This is a genomic window from Corynebacterium sp. 13CS0277, assembly GCF_002994655.1.
Classification (GTDB): domain Bacteria; phylum Actinomycetota; class Actinomycetes; order Mycobacteriales; family Mycobacteriaceae; genus Corynebacterium.
Map to the genome: position 1 here is coordinate 57,439 of NZ_PPDL01000001.1, position 16,459 is coordinate 73,897.

General features: G+C 69.1%; 11 protein-coding genes. 8 read left to right on the forward strand and 3 right to left on the reverse strand.

The annotated features are described in order from the left end of the window. Positions 1 to 243: 243 nt before the first annotated feature. The 8 genes from C1Y63_RS00255 (at position 244) to C1Y63_RS13205 (ending at position 13,314) form a co-directional block, all read left to right on the forward strand. Complete coding sequence (locus C1Y63_RS00255; protein ID WP_106014457.1) at positions 244 to 993, forward strand: DivIVA domain-containing protein; 750 nt, start codon at positions 244 to 246, stop codon at positions 991 to 993. A 189-nt stretch (positions 994 to 1,182) separates the two neighbouring features. Continuing rightward, a complete protein-coding gene (locus C1Y63_RS00260; protein ID WP_158256042.1) occupies positions 1,183 to 1,719 on the forward strand; it encodes a DUF177 domain-containing protein in 537 nt (178 codons plus the stop codon). After that, entirely contained in the window at positions 1,716 to 2,471 is a 756-nt protein-coding gene (gene rnc, locus C1Y63_RS00265) for a ribonuclease III (protein ID WP_106014459.1), read from the forward strand. The genes C1Y63_RS00260 and rnc overlap by 4 nt, the downstream gene beginning before the upstream one ends. A 224-nt stretch (positions 2,472 to 2,695) precedes the next feature. Next, complete coding sequence (mutM, locus tag C1Y63_RS00270; RefSeq protein ID WP_106014460.1) at positions 2,696 to 3,559, forward strand: bifunctional DNA-formamidopyrimidine glycosylase/DNA-(apurinic or apyrimidinic site) lyase; 864 nt, start codon at positions 2,696 to 2,698, stop codon at positions 3,557 to 3,559. A gap of 190 nt (positions 3,560 to 3,749) precedes the next feature. Beyond that, positions 3,750 to 5,267 carry a sodium:alanine symporter family protein gene (locus C1Y63_RS00275; protein ID WP_106014461.1) on the forward strand — a complete coding sequence of 506 codons (1,518 nt, stop codon included), beginning with the start codon at positions 3,750 to 3,752 and terminating at the stop codon, positions 5,265 to 5,267. A gap of 222 nt (positions 5,268 to 5,489) precedes the next feature. Then, on the forward strand, positions 5,490 to 5,810 hold the full coding sequence (locus C1Y63_RS00280) for an acylphosphatase (protein ID WP_106014462.1): 321 nt from the start codon (positions 5,490 to 5,492) through the stop codon (positions 5,808 to 5,810). A 55-nt stretch (positions 5,811 to 5,865) separates the two neighbouring features. Beyond that, positions 5,866 to 9,372, forward strand: a complete 3,507-nt coding sequence (gene smc / locus C1Y63_RS00285; protein ID WP_106014463.1) for a chromosome segregation protein SMC — start codon at positions 5,866 to 5,868, stop codon at positions 9,370 to 9,372. A gap of 246 nt (positions 9,373 to 9,618) precedes the next feature. Next, the gene (locus C1Y63_RS13205; RefSeq protein WP_106014464.1) at positions 9,619 to 13,314 is read left to right on the forward strand and encodes a hypothetical protein; all 3,696 of its coding nucleotides are present in this window, start codon (positions 9,619 to 9,621) and stop codon (positions 13,312 to 13,314) included. 138 nt (positions 13,315 to 13,452) lie between these two features. Here the strand turns inward: C1Y63_RS13205 and C1Y63_RS00295 are convergent, their stop codons facing one another. Genes C1Y63_RS00295 through C1Y63_RS00305 form a run of 3 tightly spaced genes read right to left on the reverse strand, consistent with a single transcriptional unit; the run spans position 13,453 to position 16,219 of the window. Further along, positions 13,453 to 14,265 (reverse strand): ABC transporter ATP-binding protein, encoded by an 813-nt coding sequence (locus C1Y63_RS00295; RefSeq protein ID WP_106014465.1) that lies wholly within the window; start codon positions 14,263 to 14,265, stop codon positions 13,453 to 13,455. Then, positions 14,258 to 15,151, reverse strand: a complete 894-nt coding sequence (locus C1Y63_RS00300) for an ABC transporter permease (RefSeq protein ID WP_106014466.1) — start codon at positions 15,149 to 15,151, stop codon at positions 14,258 to 14,260. Before C1Y63_RS00300 ends, C1Y63_RS00295 begins: the two co-directional genes overlap by 8 nt. Before the next feature lie 51 nt (positions 15,152 to 15,202). Continuing rightward, positions 15,203 to 16,219 carry an ABC transporter substrate-binding protein gene (locus tag C1Y63_RS00305; protein WP_233195500.1) on the reverse strand — a complete coding sequence of 339 codons (1,017 nt, stop codon included), beginning with the start codon at positions 16,217 to 16,219 and terminating at the stop codon, positions 15,203 to 15,205. Positions 16,220 to 16,459 lie beyond the last annotated feature (240 nt).

Here is a 16,459-nt window from a genome sequence, read left to right on the forward strand (position 1 = left end):
CCTCACGTCGCGCAGAGACGGTGCTTGGGGCGCACGTCGGCCAGTGGGGCAACAGTGGTGCTGTGAGTCGCTGTGGGGTGGTGGAGGGTGCCGATTGTGCGGGCGGTGGATCGGGGTGGAGGTGCTGGGCGGGGAGGTTGTGGCGTATCGATGGTGGGTGGGGGAGAAAAATCCTGCGCCCCTGCTCGGCGTGTCCTGCGTGTTATCACCAGTCACACCTGTCACGGGCGGTACGATGCGGGCATGTTTACCGCGCTGAAGAACCTCACCGACCTCATCGATCTGGTCGAGACCGCGCACCAGGTGCCGCTCTCCCAGAACTGCATGGTGCCCCGCGTCGCCGTGCTGAACCTGCTGGAGGAAATCCGCAGCGATCTCCCCGATGAGATGGAGGCCGCCTCCGAGGTGCTCGCGCGCGAGCAGCAGATCATCGACCAGGCCAACGCCGACGCCGACCAGATCGTCGCCGACGCCGACGCCGAAGCCAACGCCATCGTTGCCGACGCCAAAGCCGAGGCAGATGCCGCCCGCGAGAGCGCGAAACGTAAAGCAGAACGCGACCTGGCCGACGCCTCCGAGCGCGCCGCCCGCACCCTTGAAGATGCCCGCCGCGACGCCGACGGGCTGCTGGCGGACGCCACGTTTAAGCGCGACAAACTCCTCGAAAACGCCAAGAGTGAATACGACCGCATCCTGCAGGAGGCCAGCGACCAGCAGGCCTTCATGGTCTCCGACGCGGAGGTCGTGCGCCGCGCCGAGGAAGAAGCCAGCCGCATCGTCGACCGCGCGCACTCCGAAAGCTTTGCGCTGCGCCGCGACTGCGACGACTTCGTCGACGGCAAGCTCGAGGAGCTCGAAGTTACCCTGTCCGAGACGCTCCGCCGCATCGAACGCGACCGCAGCGCCCTGCGCCGTGGCGCCGGCGTCGCCGGTGGGGCGTCCTACCAGCAGCCGGTCGAGGACGACACCTACGACATCGACTACGAGGGCTAAGCGACTGGCGGCCCGCCGTGGGTGCGTGTGCGCGGCCGTGCACGCGACCACCCGCGGCGGGGCGTGGTCGTTGTGGGGGTGTGCCACCGCAGCGTGGCAGGGGTGATGGTGGCGCACGCGGACAGCGGGGCGCGCGCGGCTTTCAGCGCTAGCCGCAGGGCGCGTGGGGGAGGTAGGCTAAACCCCGCCATGACTTCACCTTTGAACTTCGACGTCACCGACATCCTGCGCGGGGCGAACTCCGCCACGCTTGACTCCTCCGGCCCCGCACCCGCCCGCATCGGGCTGAACATGGTCGCCTTCGAGGAAGGTGCCCCCTTGGACGTCACCGCGCACTTCACCCCGCTCGGTGGGGAAACCGTCAACGCCTTCGCCACCGTCAGTGGCCCGCAGACCGTGCAGTGCGCGCGCTGCCTGGCAACCTTCACCCACGACGACAGCGTCGAGATTAACCGCGTCTACACCGCCGACCCGAACCTCGTGCAGGGGGAGGAGGCCGAGGATGAGGACGCGGACGAAGGTGTGGAGGTCTTCGAAGGCACCGTCGTCGACCTCACCCAGGCGCTCATCGACGAAGCAGGCCTCACCTGGCCGTTCAGCCCCGTGTGCGCCGACTACGGCCGCGAGTGCGACACCGACGACGTGCCCGCCCCGGACGGGGAATCCGGCAAAGACGAAAAGAATCTGATCGACCCCCGTTGGGCAGGTCTGGAGAAGTTCAAGTGAGCGACAAGAAGAAGCTGAGCGCGAACGACAAACTCGACCGCGCCTACCGGGCGACCGACCACCAGCCGCTGCTCGACGCCCTGGGGGTCGACATCCGCGACGACCTTTTGCGCCTGGCGCTCACCCACCGCAGCTTCGCCAACGAAAACGGCATGCTGCCGAACAACGAACGCCTGGAATTCCTCGGCGACGCGGTGCTCGGCCTGTCGATTGCCTCCCGCCTGTTCGACCTGCACCCCGACCGCGACGAGTCCGCAATCTCCAAGATGCGTGCCGGCATGGTCTCCCGCTACGGGCTCGCCGACATCGCCCGCGAACTCGGGCTCGGCCCCCACATCCTGCTGGGCAAGGGGGAGCGCCAATCCGACGGGCAGAGTAAAGACTCCATCCTCGCGGACACCACCGAGGCCCTGTTCGGTGCGATCTACTCCCAGTACGGGTTCGAAACCGCGCGGGAAGTCATCCTGAGGCTCTTCGCCGAGAAGATCTCCAACGCCTCCGCCTCCAGCTTCACCCAGGACTGGAAAACCTCCCTGCAGGAGCGGCTCGCGGAACGCAAGCTCGCGATGCCGGTCTACACCTCCACCTTCACCGGTCCCGACCATGACCGCTGGTTTACCGCCACCGTCACCGTCGACGACGTCGAGCTGGGTGTCGGCCAGGGGCCCAACAAGAAGCGCGCGGAGCAGGAAGCCGCCCACAAGGCCTGGTCGGCGCTCGCCAGCGACAGCTGCCCGCCGCAGCTGCGTTAAGCGGGCGCCTTCGGCTCCGCCCCAGGGCACCCCGTCGACCGCGGTGCCCTGGGGTTTGTTGTGGCCACAGCCCCCTCTGATTGCCCACCGCGAGGTGGTGCGGATCTGTGGGAGGTATCGTGCTGCCTGTTGCCTTCTTTGAGATTGTGTGTTTGTGTGCCCACCCCATTCCTCCGCTGCGCTGCGGGATGGGGTGGACGACAGTGTTGCTAAGGAGCTTCCGCGTGCCTGAATTGCCCGAAGTTGAAACCGTCCGCCGAGGACTCGCCGAGCATGTCGTGGGGCGAACCTTCGACTTCGTCACCGTCCACCACGATCGCACCGCTCGCCACACCGAGGGCGGCCGCGCGGAGCTCGCCGGCCTGCTCGAGGGGCAGAAAGTCACCGGAGTGCAGCGGCGCGGCAAGTTTGTGTGGTTCACCTTCAACGACGGCGTCACGGACGGCGCCCTGTGCCTCGTGGTGCACCTGGGCATGAGTGGGCAGATGCTCATCAAAGACTCCCGCGCAGGAGTCTCCGACCCGAATCACAAGCACCTGCGGGCGCGCGCCCAACTCAGCGACGGCAACGCCTTGTGGTTCGTCGACCAGCGCACCTTCGGCTACTGGCGCACCGATGACCTTGACGGCGGCATCCCGGCGAGCCTCAGCCACATCGCCCCCGATCTCCTTGAGGACGCCACCGACGTCGCGGCCCTCGCGCGGAAGATGAAAGCGAAGCGGGTGCCGGTGAAAGTGCAGCTGCTCGACCAGACGATCGTCAGCGGTATTGGCAACATCTACGCCGATGAGATGCTGTGGCGGGCGCGGATCAACCCGAAACAAAATCCCACCCGGCTCTCCCTCGGGGCGCTGGAGGAACTCCTCACTGCCGGGCAGGAGGTACTGCGCGACGCGATCGCCCAGGGCGGCACCAGCTTCGATGACCTCTACGTCAACGTCAACGGCCAGTCCGGATACTTCGATCGCTCGCTCAACGCCTACGGGCAGGCCGATACTCCCTGTGGGCGCTGCGGCACCCCGCTGCGCAAAATCATGTTCCGGGGCCGCTCCGCGACGTTCTGCCCCACCTGCCAGCGGGCGCGGTAGGCATCCCCGGTGTCCCGCCGCGGCGATCGCCCGGGCGCCTGAGAGATGAATCACCTGCAGATGTGCTCTGTGAGAGCGGTCGGCGGGCCCCTATGCTGTGAAAATCCTGGCATCGCGGTGTGAACCAGCACAAGTGATGCTGCTGGGCAGTATTCACGACACACCCCCGGTTTCCCTTAAAGTAACCGGCATGGAAACCTTGCAAAATTTGGTGGATAGCACCTCCAACGGCCTGTGGCGGGTGCTGGCCTACGTGCTCGTCGCGGCGGGCCTGTACTTCTGCGTCCGCACCATCGTGGTGCAGCTGCGCTACATTCCCGCGATGTTCAGCGCCATCACGGAAAAGCCCTCCCAGGCCGAATCGGGCAAGGACGGCATTTCGGCCTTCAAGGCCTTCACCATCTCCGCCGCCAGCCGCGTCGGCACCGGCAACGTCGCCGGCGTGGCCATCGCGGTCACCGCCGGCGGCCCAGGTGCCGTGTTCTGGATGTGGGCGCTCGCCACCATCGGCGGTGCCACCTCCTTCGTGGAGTCCACCCTGGCGCAGGTGTACAAGGTGCGCGATACCGACTCCTACCGGGGCGGCCCCGCCTACTACATCACCAAGGCGTTGGGGTGGAAGTGGCTGGCAACGATCTTCGCCGTGCTCATCACCATCACCTACGGCTTCGTGTTTAATGCGGTGCAGTCGAACTCCATCGCCGGCTCCGTGGCGACCTCCTTCGACTCCCTCGACCCGCACACCGTGCACCTCGTCGTCGGCGGCGTGATCGCCGCCCTGACTGCGGCGGTCATCTTCGGCGGTGTGCAGCGCATCGCCTCCGTCACCCAGATCATCGTCCCCGTCATGGCGGTGCTGTACATCATCGTCGGTCTCATCGTGGTGGCCCTCAACATCACTGAGGTGCCCTCCATGATCGCCCACATTGTGGAAAACGCCTTCGGCATCCGCCAGTTCGGTGGCGCCACACTCGGGTATGTCATCATGACCGGCGTGAAGCGCGGGCTGTTCTCCAACGAGGCCGGCATGGGCTCCGTGCCGAACGCGGCCGCCACCGCCTCCGTGTCGCACCCCGCCAAGCAGGGCCTCATCCAGACGCTCGGCGTGTACTTCGACACCATCGTCGTCTGCTCGATCACCTCCTTCATCATCCTGCTGGCCGATCCGTCGGTCACCGACTCCGACGGCATCGCCGTCACCCAGAACGCGCTGGCCGACTCTGTGGGCACGTGGGGTATCCACTTCCTCACGATGGTGATCCTGTTCCTGGCGTTCTCCTCCATCATCGGCAACTACTACTACGGCGAAGCCAATATCGAGTTCCTCACCGGCAGCAAGACGGTGCTGTGGGGTGTGCGTGCCCTCGTCGTCCTCTGCGTCTTCGGCGGCGCCCTGGGCACCGTGCCGCTCGTGTGGTCCCTGGCCGACGTGTTCAGTGCGCTCATGGTCTTCGTCAACCTGCTGGCCATCGTGCCCCTGTGTGGCGTGGCGGTTGCGGTGCTGAAGAACTTCACCGTGCAGCGCGTCGCGGGCCTCAACCCCATCTTCCGCCGCGAGGACGTCCCCGGCCTGCGCGGCTGGGACGGCATGGAGTGCTGGGATGGCTCCGACCCGCTGACCCACACCACGCCCGAATACGAGCCGGTGCTGGCCCAGGCCCGCGCCGAGTTCCTGGCCGACCGCACCAAGGACACCACCGCGTCCTAGGTGTCCTTCCTCGCGCGGGCCATCCGGGGATACCCGGGTGTGCACCCCGTGGCCTCCATCCCGCCCCGACGGCACACGCACCCTGAAGTGCGCCCGCGCCGCCGGGGCGGTGGTGTCTGTACGGGCGGTCCCGGGATCCGCCTGCGGCCGCCGCCACGGGGGAGTGGCCCGTAGAATGACAACGACACCACAGCCACCCGTCTTTGTCTTTCAAGGAGCACCATGAGCCCGAACGGCACCCACGACTCTGTGCACCCGGATACCCCGCGGCGGATGACGGCCTTCGTCCACGGCCAGGTCCAAGGGGTGGGGTTCCGCTGGTGGACCCGCTCCCAGGCGCTGGAGTTGGGGCTTGCGGGTTCCGCGACGAACCTGCCCGACAGGCGGGTGTGTGTCGTCGTCGAGGGTGGGGATTTCGCGGTGCGGGAAATGCTCGGCCGCCTGCAGGAACAGCCCAGCCGCTGCGGGCGCCCGGGTACCGTGCGCACCGTCGTGGAGCAATGGGGTGCTCCGCGGGGCGTGCAGGGCTTCGACATGCGCTAAGCCGGGTGCCGCGTGCGGGCGGTGGTCGTCGGGCCATCTACTAGACTTATCGCCCGTGCATCTGAAATCGCTGACCCTCAAAGGCTTCAAGTCCTTCGCGTCGGCAACGACCCTGAAATTCGAGCCTGGAATCTGTGCCGTGGTGGGGCCCAACGGGTCGGGCAAATCCAACGTCGTCGATGCGTTGGCGTGGGTCATGGGGGAGCAGGGGGCGAAAACGCTCCGCGGCGGCAAGATGGAAGACGTCATCTTCGCCGGTGCCGGCGATCGCAAACCGCTGGGGCGGGCGGAAGTCACCCTCACGATCGACAACACCGATGGGGCGTTGCCGATCGATTACACGGAAGTCTCCGTCACGCGGCGCATGTTCCGCGATGGGGCCAGCGAGTACGAAATCAACGGGGCGAAAGCCCGCCTCATGGACATCCAGGAGTTGCTCAGCGACTCGGGCATCGGCCGTGAAATGCACGTCATCGTCGGCCAGGGGCGGCTCGCATCCATCCTGGAGGCCAGGCCGGAGGACCGCCGCGCCTTCATCGAGGAAGCAGCCGGGGTGCTCAAGCACCGGCGGCGGAAAGAAAAAGCGCAGCGCAAACTCGCCGGCATGCAGACCAACCTGGATCGCCTGCAGGACCTCACCGACGAGTTGGGCAAGCAGCTCAAGCCGCTGGCCCGGCAGGCAGAAGCCGCCAGCAAGGCCGCCACCGTGCAGGCGGAGCTGCGCGCCGCCCGCCTGGCGCTCGGGGCGGATAAGGTGGTGCGGCTGCGCGCCGCTCACGCCACCGCCGCCCGCACCCACGAAGACACCGCCGCCCGCGCGGAGACCGCCCAGGTGCGTGCCCAGGAACTCGTCGATGCCCGCGACGCACTCGACGCGGAAGCCCAGGCCCTGCACCCGGAGGCGGAGCGCGCCCAGCAGGCCTTCTTCCACGCCTCCGCCCTGGCGGAGCGGGTGGCCGCCACCGGCCGGGTGGCCGCCGAGCGCGCCACCCACCACCAGGAGTCCGACGCCTACCACGGGCCGGACCCCGAGGCGTTGAAAGCGCGCGCGGAACGCGCCGCCGCCGAGGCCGAGCACGCGAGCGCTGAGGTGGAGGTCGCGGCCTCCCGCCTGGAAGCCATCCAGGACGAAGTCGAGGTCGCCCAGGACGCCGCGGACGCCGCCGACAGGGAACACCTCGCCCAACTCCGGGCGATCGCCGACCGCCGTGAAGGCGTCGTCCGCCTCGTTGCCGAGGAAGAATCCCTCACCGCCCGCGTGCAGCAGGCCACCCAGCAGCGCACCCAGGTGGAGCAGGAGGTCGCCGACATCGTCAGCCGGGTCGCCGCCCTCAGCGACAGCCTTGGTGCCGCCGAGGCCGCCGTTGCCCGCGCCGCGGAAGCCCGCGCACCCCTGCAGGACGCGGTCGAGGCCCGCCAGTCGGAGGTGCGGGCCGCGCAGGCCCGCCTGGAGGACATCCGCAGCCTGGAACGTGAGGCCGAACGCACAGTCTCCCGCCTGGAATCCCGCATAGACACCCTGCAGGCCCAGATGCCGAAAACTGACGCGCAGGAAGTGCTTGGCGAGGGTTTCCGGGCGTTGAGTGAGGCGCTGGAATTCGACCCGGACATCGCCCCCGCGGTGGCCGCCGCCCTGGGCGCGGCAGCCACGGGCCTCGTCGGCCCGCTGGGCGAGGAGCTCGTCGACGAACTCGAGCACACGGAGATGGAACGCACCGTGCTCATCGACGGCGATGCGGGCACTACTGACCAGGTCGCGACGTGGAACATCGACGCCACGCTGCCGGCGGGCTGCCAGTGGCTCCACGAGCACGTCACCGTCACCGCCGGCGCCCGGCCGGTGGCCCGCCTGCTGGCGGACGTGGTGCTCGCCGACACTCCCGCCGCCGCGCGCGCCGCCGTCGCCGCCGACGAACGCCTGCGCGCAGTCACCCGCACGGGCACAGTGGTGGGCGCCGGCTGGGCCACCGTCGGCCAGTCCGCGCCGACTCCTGTTGACGTGGCCGGCAGCATTCACGCCGCCCGCGCCGAACTTGAGGTCGTCTCCCGCAGCCTGCGGGACCATGCCGGTACGCTTGCCGGTGCGACGAGCGCCGCCGAGGACGTGCAGGTACGCCTCGCGGCAGCACAAGCACAGCTCCACGAGCACGACCTCGCCCAGTCGGCGGCCGTCGCCGAAGACAAGCGCATCCGCAGCGAGCTCGAGCTCGCGCAGCGCCAGCGCGCCCGGGCGGAAGACAAACTCGCCCAGGCCACCGAGGCGCTCGCCGCAGCGGAACAGCAGCTGCACGCCACCCGCGACCGGCTGGCCCGCGTGGAGGACACGGACGAGCCCGATGAGCCGACCACCGCCGAGCGAGACGCCGCCCACGACACCCTGGCGCAGCTGAAAGCCATGGAGGTCGAGGCCCGGCTCGCGGTCCGCACCGCCGAGGACCGTGCGGAGCACGCCCGCCAGCATGCCGCGGGCCTCGGACGGCAGGCGCAGCACGAAGCGCAGGCCGCCGCCCGGCACCGCGAACAGGTCGCCCGCCGCGCCGCCGCAGCCCGCCTGGCGCGGGTCGTCGCCGACCTCTGCGAAGACATCGGTGCCCGCGCCGCCATCGCCGTCGCCCAGGCGCAGCAGCGCCGCGATGACATCGACGAGCAGCGCCGCGAACTCGCCACGGAGCTGGCGCGGGCCAAAGACCAGGCCAGCAGCGCCACCCAGGAAGCCAACCGGCTCGCCCAGGCCACCCACGAGGCCGAGATCGCACTGTCGCAGGCGGAGGTGCGCCTCGAGCAGGCGGAGACGACCGTCGCCGAACAGCTCGGCCTGCCCGTCGACACGATCGTCGCCGAGCACGCCCCGGACGACACTTTCGACCGGGCCGCCACCCAGGCGGCGGCGAAGAAGGCCGAAAAAGACCTGGCTGCCCTCGGCAAGGTCAACCCCCTGGCGCTGGAGGAGTACAAGGCGCTGCAGGAGCGCTACGACTTCCTCGCCACCCAGCTCGCGGACGTCGAGCAGGCGCGGCGGGATCTGCAGCAGGTCATCGTCGACGTTGACGCGAAAATCCTGCAGCTGTTCACCGACGCCTGGGTCGACGTGGAGCGCGCCTTCCCGCAGGTGTTTGCCACCCTGTTCCCCGGGGGCGAAGGCCGCCTCGAGCTCACCGACCCAGACGACATGCTCACCACCGGCATTGAGGTGCATGCCCGCCCACCGGGCAAGCGTGTCACCCGCCTGTCGCTGCTGTCCGGCGGGGAGAAGTCGCTGACGGCGCTCGCGCTACTGGTGGCGATCTTCAAAGCCCGGCCCAGCCCCTTCTACGTCATGGACGAGGTCGAAGCCGCCCTCGACGACGTCAACCTGCGGCGCCTGATCAACCTCTTCGAGGAACTGCGGGCCTCCAGCCAGCTCATCGTCATCACGCACCAAAAACCCACGATGGATGTCGCCAACGTGCTCTACGGCGTCACCATGCGCGGCGACGGCGTGACCCGGGTGATCTCGCAGCGCATGAATCCCGTCATCGCCTCCGACACCAACGCCCCCGCTGCAGGCGACGGGGACGTGTGATCCCTGTCCCGCACCGCACCGCGGGCGGCACCTGCGGCGCGGCGCACACGCTGCACGAATGCGCCGCTGGTAGTGATTGTCGGTGGTGGTGTGTGGGGCGGGACAACTGCTACGATTCTTCTTCTCACACCCCCGACCACCACCCCTTTTTTCCTCGCATCTCACCTCAATTTTCATTCCTCGCGTGCGGCCCCGTTGTTTCGCGGCGCGGCGCGCAGACGGCACACATCAAGGGAGCTTGAACCTGTGAACCCTGGCGACACTTCGCCCATCGCTGACCCGACGGACTCACTGCTCGGGTGGGCGTCCAACACGGAAATCGCACTCCAGCAGACCTTCGCCGGGGTGTCCTATGTGTCTGACGCCCGACTCGCGAACGACACCTGTGAGCTCTACGAACGCTTCCTCGGGATTTTTGTCTCCCGCCAGTTGGCCGCCGGCGGCGACTTCAGCGCGCTGCTGCGGCTGGTGCCGGCACTGTTTTCCGCGGTGCTGACCTACCGTGCGGGCCGTCTGGTGGACCCCCACCAGTTCGGCGCGGAAGTGCTCGCGGGCCTGGGCGTGTCTGCCGAGGCCGCGGGGGCGGAGGCGGAGCAGCAGGTCGTGGAGCTCGCGCCAGAGCTGTTGGCGTCGGCTGGCCTCGTGGCGGAATTCGCGCCGGAGCCGGACCCGGAGGTGCTGCCCTGGCAGGTCGCCCTGCTGGGGGAGCACGCGGGCCTCATCGACTGCGATGTGCCGGACGTGGTGGAACTGTTCGACCTGCTCACCCCGGGGGAGCACACCGCTGATGACCGCGCCGAGAAGGCCTTGGAGGTGCTGCTCGGCGGGGATGCTGCTGGGGTGTTTGGGGAGGACCACGAGGAGCGGCTGGCGCGCCCCCTGACGGTGGCAGTGGCGTGTGCGGCCGCCAACCCGGAGCGCATGCGCGGCCTGCTGCTGCCGCTGGCGGAGGTGTACGGCTTCTCGCTGGCGCACCCGGACGAGCCGCTGCGCGGTGCGGACGATGCGATGGCGGCCCTGCCGCCGACGGTGGCCTACGCGGCCGCCGCCGAGCTGAAGGAACGCCCCGCCGGCACCCCCGGACGCCGTTTCGCCGTGGGCACCGCCACCCGCGAAATCGCACCCCGCATCATCTTCGACGAGGTGCGCTCCAAGGTGTGCCTGCGCCTGCCGGAACTGCCGCTGCGCAGCGCCGCAGAGCAGCGCTCCTGGCGGGTGCGTGTCGACGGCACCACGACCGTGTACCGCACCGGCAAGCCCTGGGGCGAGGTCAACCTGCTCAGCCAGGCCATTGACGTGCCGATTGCCCGCCAGGTCCGCGAAGTCACCGTCGTCGACGCTGACACCGGCAGCCAATGGGTCGTGCCGGTCGTCGCCGACCACGACGACCCGGCCATGATCTTCAGCGTCAAGGGCCAGAACTTGAGCGACAAGCGTTCCCTGCACCACGGCCGCGTGCGGGTCGTCGCACCCGCGGGCTCGACTGTGTGGGACGTTGTCCACGGCACCGAGCTCGACACCTTTGAACGTGCCGCCGTCGGCGGCTGGGATGGCTGGGAGGCTCTCACCGTCGACTGCGAGGAGGCCGTGAGCCTCCAGGTGGTGCCGCCGCAGGGTAAGCCGAGCCTGGCGAACCCGGTGCGCAGCGTTGACGCCCGCCGCCGGGTGCGCTTCGTCGACCCGGGCTCCCCGATCGATGGGCTGCGGTCGGTCACCCGCCTGCCGTTGCACTCCGCGTCGCTCATTGCGGAGTTCCCCCCGACGGTGACCGGGGAGGAGGAAACCTGGTTCCTCACCATCTCCTCCTTCGCCGGTGCCGGAAACTCCGGCGAGGAGGTCGCGCCCGCGGAGCCGCTGCTCGTGCCCGCGGAGGGTGGTGTGTTCGACATCTTCGACCCGGGGCTCTACGACGCGCCCTGGGTGGGCGAATACCTTGTGCGCCTGCGCGGCCCCCGCAACGAATCCTTCCGCCACGAGTACGCCATCGTCGAAGGCCTCGACGCCTCCTACGAGACGGCCGGGCTGTCCACCAGCTTCCGCATCCCCGCCCAAGGTGGGCTGTCGGAGGCGGTGCTTAAAGTGCGCTCCGGGGACAAGCCCTTCCATGTCACCCCGAAAAACGTGGTCGTGGTGGGCGACGCCCCGGGCGCGGAATTTACCGTCGCCACCGAAGAAGGCGACCAGATGCCGATCTGGTTCAAGCCGCCGCGGCTGCGCTTCGACATTCCGCTGCTGGGGCAGCCGACTCGTTGGCGCACCACCCGCATGGTGACCTCCACCCGCTCCTTCGACCCGGAGGGTATGGTGCGCGTGCGCGTCGTCGGCAAGCCGGGTGCCCTGAAGCAGGCGCAGATCAGCGTGCGCAACCATCACGGCACCCCGCTGCGCACCGTGAAGATGACCGCCGAAGATCCGGTGACGATGGTCGCCCCCTTCGCCTCCCTCGCACAGGCGATGGGGTCGATGGTGTCCGGCCGGCTGGACGTGGAGTGGACCGATACGCGCGCCGATAAGCGTGTGTCGGTGAACCTGGCGACGATCACCAACGTGCCCGCCGCCACGGGTGCCGCACTCAGCGCGGATGGCACTCAGATCCTGCTGGAGGATGTCGCTGAGGACCGTGCCCTGGGGGCGTGGCTGTGGCCGTTGACCGCACCCTGGGCTCCCGGCGTGCGGGTGCCGGTGGTGGGCGGCGTTATCGACCTGCCGGAGAACCTCCGCGGCGCCGGCGACATCAGTGTCCAGCTGCACACGGCGGACCCGTTCAGTTCCATGCGTGCGCCGCTGGTGCCCGGTCCCGGTAGTTTCCTCGTGGCCCAGGATGGGTTCTACGGTGACGCCGACCCGGCGAAGAGTCACTTGGCGGAGTTTTTCGCGGGACTGACGGACACCGTGCCGGACGATAAGGCCCTGTGGCCGCTGCTGTGGGACTTCGTCACCGGGCACGAGGCCGCCGGCCAGACCGCCACCCTGGCGATCGGGGCGCTGGCCGCGAATCCGCGGGGTGCACTCACGGGCCTGTCCGCCAGTGAGGTTCCCGCCGACCAGCAGCCCGGCCAGCTCATCCGCACCGGCCTGGTCACCGCCGACTTTGCCCGCGCCGCGGGTGACGGGGCGGGGGAGTCCATGCACCGCACCGCCTGGATCGCGGCCCTGGAGCAGCTCGCCGACCTGCCGGCCCTGGTCACCCCGCCGGCACCGGCTGCGGAGGATGCCGCCCCGAGCACCGAGGAGGATGCTGTCGCCGATGCGGTGGCCGCCGCCCTCGGCGTGGAAGACGGGGATGCAGCCGAGGCGGCAGCCGAGCCGTGGGCGCTGGACCCGAAGCAGGTGCGTGCTGCTCTCGCGCAGGTCGCCGCAGTGGCCGGCGATCGTCTCGTGGAGACCATTCGCACGGGCCGCGACGCCACCCTGGAAAGCGCCTGCATCGACGCCTCCACTGTCGCGATCGCGAAAATGCCCCCGGAGCAGCAGGCCGCGGTGCTGGAGATGTTCTTCAGCCAGTCGCACATCGTGCCCGGCCCCATCATGGACGACTCCGCCCGCCTGCTGGCGGTATTCGAGGCCTTCAACCAGCGGGAGGCGGTCTCCGCGCTGCTGGGCGATAGTGAACTCATCCAGTCGGCCGTGAGCCTGCTGCGCGCGATGCGTGGCGCGAACCGCCACCTGTTCTCCGTGGCGCGCATCCGCTTTGACAAGCTCGACGGGGTCGATACGGATTCCCCGGACGCCCGCTGGGCGCTCGCCCCGGTGATCTCCATCGTGTTCGCCCTGTCCGCCCGCATGCATGCCCACGGCATCATGGGGAAGTCGAAGGTGCTGGCGGCCGCCACCCAGGGGTGGGCGAAGCTCGCTGAGCTGGTGCCGGACCTCGTCACCGGCGACCTCATCGCCGCAGAGGCGATGGTGCTGTCGGTGCTCCACCCGGAGCTCACCGACTAACCCGCCCCCGTGTTCCATCCTGGGGCCTGATACCGACCGCCGGCGCGCCGCCCTCCTTTCAGCTCGCACACAGTGAGCCTGCATGGGTGGGGATGCGCGCCGGCGGTTGTGCCTATCGGGCAGGGGGTGGTCGTGGCCTCAGTGCACAGGGGCTGCGGGGGTGGTGCCCGCCGGGGCGTGCCCCAGCAGGTGCAGTACATGGTGGGTCAACTCCTGAGGCTCATGCTCGGCGACGGTGAGGTCAGCGACGATGTGTGCTTCGGGGCTGGCCGACATCACGACAATTCGGTCGGCGAGCAACACCGCCTCCTCCACGTCGTGGGTGACAAGCACCGCGGTGGTGGCGTGGTCGCGGCAGAGTTGCTTGAGTAGCTGCTGCAGATCGGCACGGGTCAGGGCATCCAGAGCGCCGAAAGGCTCGTCGAGGAGCACAATGTTGGCTTTGAGGCTGAGCGCCCGGGCGATGCCGACGCGCTGCTGCATGCCGCCGCTGAGCTGGCCCGGGAGCCGTCGGGCAGCGTGTTCTAGGCCCACGGCCGCGAGCATGTCCCAGGCCAGCTCCCGCCGCTGCTGTCGGGTGAGTTCCGGCCGCGCGGAGCGCAACCCGAACTCGATGTTGCCCAGTGCTGTTTTCCACGGCAGCAGGGCATGGTGCTGGAACACCACCGCTCGGTCGGGGCCGGGGCCAGTGATGGGGGCGCCGAAGCAGGCGACGCGGCCGCCACTCGGTTGCTTGAGGCCTGCGATGACGTTGAGGAGGGTGGATTTGCCGCACCCGGAGGGGCCGACGAGGGCAACGAATTCGCCCGGGGCCACCCGCAGTGTCGTGGGCGCAACAATGCGGGTGCTGCCATAGGACTGGCTGACGTCGCGCAGCTCGATGGCGGGAAATTCGCGTGTCTCTTCGGGCGTGCGGGGAGTGGTCGCTGGTGTGGGGTTCGGCTTAGGCATAGCGGATCACTTTCGTCAGGCGGTTCACCACGGTATCGAGGGCGAAGCCGGTGGCACCGATGATGAGGATGGCGACGACGATGGCGTCGGTGTCGAGGCGGTTCCACATGTTCCACAGGAAGAACCCCATGCCGCGCCCGCCGACCAGCATTTCGGCGGCGATGATCACCAGCCAGGAGGTCGACAAACTCAACCGCAGGCCGGTGGCGATGCCCGGCAGGGTGGCGGGGATGATGACGTGCACCAGGGTGCTCAACCGGGAGGTGCCCAGCGTTGCCGCCAGGTGGAGGTAGGTCGGCGGGATGGTGCGGACAGCCTCCGCGGTGGCCAGCAGGGTGGGCCACACAGCGGTGAAGACGATGACGAAGATGGCGGTGTGCTCCGCGTCGCGGAGCAGCGCCAACCCCAGCGGCAGCCACGCCAAGGGGGAGACAGGGCGTAGCACCTGCACGACGGGCTCCGTCGCCCGCCGGAGCGTCGGGTGTAATCCCGTGAGCAGGCCCAGCGGGACGGCCACGGCGGTGGCGATTGCGAAACCGACAAGGACTCGCTGCAGGCTCGCCAGCAAATGCCAGAACATGCCGACGCTGGCGGGGCCGGTGCGGTAGAAGGGGTCGCCGACGAGATCGACGGCGCGGGTCCACACTCCGTTGGGAGTGGGGGCGATGGGGGAGAGCCACCCCTGCTGGGCGGCCAGGTGCCAGGCGGCGAGGAACACGGTGATGCCGGTGAGGCTGAAGGCGGCGGCCCGTGCCGTCGCGCGGGCATCTGGTGGGCTGCCCGGTGGGGTGGGCCATGCTCGCCTGCGCGGCGCGGCCGCACGTGCAGAGTCTTCAGCAGTGGTGGGCGTGCTCGGGCGGGTGGGGTTGAGGATGGGGGTGGTCATGAGAGAACACTTTCAGTGTGTCGTTGCGAGAAGGTGGTGTGTGGGGGCGACTTAGTTGGGCCCGGTGCCGTAGCCAGCGAGTGGGGCGGTGGGGCGGAACGTGGTGCCGGAGATCTCCAGCGCTGGGCTGGTCGGTGTGCCTGCAGGGAGGACCGCTTCCGCCGCGGCGGTGACCGCGGCTGTGGTGGCGGGAATCCCCAGATTCCAGCGGGCCAGCTGGGCGGCCATCCAGGTCACGGCCGCGCCATCGGTGGGGGAGTCGAAACGCATGCGCTCCAGATCGGTGACGACCCGGTCGTCCCAGGCGGTGTAGGTGCCTGAAAGTGCGCCGGCGACGAATGCCGCCGGCTGGTTGAGGTAGTTTTCCTGCGCGGCAATCTCGGCGGTGCGTGCCGCGTCGTTGGTGGTGCGCGCGGCCGCGAAGAGGGACTGTTGGAGGGCGTCGTCGATGCCGGGGTGCGCATCCGCGAAGTCCTTGGCGACGGCGACGCAGCAGCACGGGTGGTTGTCCCACCACTGTTTCGTCAGCGCGAAGGCGCGGCCGTAGCCCTGTTGGAGGGCTCGTTCTGTCAGTGGTTCGGGTCCGACGAAGCCATCGATGGTGCCGGTGGCGAGCTGGGCGACCATGTCGGCTGGGCGCAGCAGCCGCAGGGAGACGTCGAGGTCCGGGTCCACACCGGCCGCCGCCAGCTGGTCCCGCAGCAGCAAGGCGTGGACGGAGTACTCGAAGGGGATGCCCAGGGTGAAGCCGCGGAGGTCGCTGATGTCGCGGACGCGGGCGTGGTGGTGGGCTGCGAGGACGAAAGCCTGGCCGTTGGTGTTGAGGGTGGCAGCGATGCGGGTGGGGCGGGCACCGCCGGCGGCCCCGGCATCGATGGCGATCGGCATCGGGGAGAGCATGTGGGCGACGTCAATATCGCCGGTGACGTAGGCGGACCAGAGTTCCGACCAGCCGACGAATTTCCGCAGGCGAACGTTGAGGCCACCGGCGGCGAAGGTGCCGAGAGCATCGGCGAGGATGAGCGACGTTGCGCAGGCGATGGGGATGTATCCGATGGTGATGGGCATGGTTGCTGCTTGCGCGTGCGGGCTGCGTGACCTGCTCAGATGGGTGCCGAGGAGGCCGGCGGCCGGCAGGGCGGCCAGTCCGGCGAGGACGGTGCGGCGGCGGAGTGGTCGCGGTGGGGGTTGCAGGTGGGGTTTGGGGGACATGGCTGTGGGGTGCTTTCCGTGGGGAGGAAGTGCTGCCCCGGCGGTGAGGCGGAACGGGGTGAGCGGCTTCAAAGAATCTAAAGTACCGTGCAGTCT